The organism is Thiohalocapsa sp., from assembly GCF_019695415.1.
Lineage (GTDB): Bacteria > Pseudomonadota > Gammaproteobacteria > Chromatiales > Chromatiaceae > Thiohalocapsa.
This window is the reverse complement of sequence record NZ_JAIFKJ010000582.1, coordinates 627-2,513: the sequence shown is the minus strand read 5'-3', so window position 1 is coordinate 2,513 and position 1,887 is coordinate 627. Positions and strand designations below refer to the sequence as shown.

Genomic DNA, 1,887 nt, shown 5'->3' with positions numbered 1-1,887 from the left:
CTAGGCGGGCTTGCTCAGCTTGTACAGCCCGACATCGATCGTGCCGCGCTCAAAGCCTACCGCGCAGTAGGTCAGATAATAATCCCACAGCCGTCGAAAGCGCTCATCGAAGCCAAGCGAGCGAATCGCGGGCCAGCGCGCGTGGAAGTTGTCGCGCCAGGTCCACAGCGTACGCGCATAGCTATCCCCGAAAGTCTCGACGCCGTCCAGCTTAAGCCCGGCGCGCTGCGCCTCCCGGCTGATGGCCGAGGGGCTGGGCAACATTCCGCCGGGGAAGATGTAGCGCTGGATGAAGTCCACCTGCCGGCGGTAGGTCTCGAAGAAATCCTCGGCAACCGTGATGCACTGAAGGACCGCATGGCCGCCGCGCCGCAGCCGGTCGTAGATCGTCTGGAAATAGCGCGGCCAGTGCTCCTCGCCAACCGCCTCGATCATCTCGATCGAGACAATGCCGTCATACTGGCCGGTGGTGTGGCGATAGTCCCGATGCTCGATGCGGCAGATATTCGACAGGCCCGCGGCGTCGATCCGCCCGCGCGCGTAATCGAGTTGCGCATCGGAAATCGTGATGCCATCAACCTGTGCGCCCTGCCGGCCGGCGCGCTCGGCAAAGCCGCCCCAGCCGCAGCCGATCTCCAGGATGCGCCCCTCCGCGCTCTGGCCGAGCGCCTCCAGCACCTTGTCGTATTTGGCGCGCTGCGCATCGGCAAGCGACTGACCCGGCGCGGTGAAATAGGCGCTGGAATAGGTCATGGTCTCGTCGAGCCAATGGCTGTAGAAGGCATTGCCCAGATCGTAGTGGTCGACGATGTTGCGTTTCGCGCCCTCGACGCTGTTGCGGCGACGCTTGTGGAAGCGCTTGTCGCGGCGGCGCACCTTGAACCAGCCGCGCCCGGCCTGTGTCAGGTCCGGCTTGTTGTCGAGGAAAAAGCGGAACACATCGGCAAGGTTCGGCGTCTCGAAGTCGCCGTCGATATAGCTCTCCCCGAAGCCGACCGTGCCCCGGCGCAGCGACTTCCAGAACACGCCGAAATTGCGCAGACGCAGCGTGGCGTGAACGCCGTCATCCTTCCCCCGAAACACGCGGCGGCTGCCGCAGGGCAGGATCAGCTCGGCGCTGCCCCGGCGCAGGTTCTGCAGCGCGCGCTCACAGCCGGCGAAGATCAGGCGTGCGCGCAGCGTGTCGGGCGGTGGTGGCGCGTTAAGATGGTCGTGCGGCATTGTCCAACAATAACGGTTCGGCGCGCGAGGCAGCAGCGGCGACGAAATCCACCGAGTAGCCCGGCACGGCCTGCCGGCGCACCAGCGGCACGCCCTTCCACCACAGCCGCAGGGCTTCAAGATGGATGCCGCCGATCACCTTCAGCGTCATCAGCGGATAGCGCAGCGCCAGCTTGACGAGCGTCCGGTCACTCATGGGTTCACGCGCGCCGGCGAAATGCGCGCGCAGAAGCGGCCCCTGCTCGTCCCGCAGCGCCACGCCGATGCCCACGCGTTCATCCGGCGGCTGAATATGGAAGCTGTAAGCGCCCCGCGCGGTATTGAACGGTGACACATAGAAGCTCTTGGCGCATTTCTGGTAAAGGCTGTCGCCGCCCGCGCCCTCGGCCGCGAGCAGGTAAGTCTTGCGCTCATGGAACGTGTTGCTGACTTCATAGGCGACCGCGCCGATCCGGCCCGCGCCATCGAGACAGAAATAAACGCTCAGCGGGTTGAAGACATAGCCCAGCATCCGCGGATAGCTCAACAACATGATGCGCGCGCCGTAGTCGCCCAGACCTGCCTGGGCCAGAAGCGCGCGGATATGCGCGGCGAGATCCTCCCCGCAGCCGGGGCCATGGTCGCGCGCATGACAGCGGAGAAGGTGGACGCGGATATGAGAGACCG

The 1,887-nt window shown here is 65.3% G+C and carries 2 protein-coding genes; both read right to left on the bottom strand.

Annotated features, from left to right (window positions below; genetic code table 11):
- Window positions 1–1,221, bottom strand: coding sequence for a cyclopropane-fatty-acyl-phospholipid synthase family protein (locus tag I6U14_RS16000; protein WP_296900515.1), 1,221 nt, complete (start codon window positions 1,219–1,221; stop codon window positions 1–3).
- A partial coding sequence (locus I6U14_RS15995) for a DUF1365 domain-containing protein (protein WP_296900514.1) occupies window positions 1,202–1,887 on the bottom strand: 686 nt, incomplete at its 5' end. The genes I6U14_RS16000 and I6U14_RS15995, both read right to left, overlap by 20 nt.

Coding starts and splice junctions, on each gene's coding strand:
- I6U14_RS16000 (WP_296900515.1), bottom strand. CDS start 1,221: ATGCCGCACGACCATCTTAACGCGCCACCACCGCCCGACACGCTGCGC.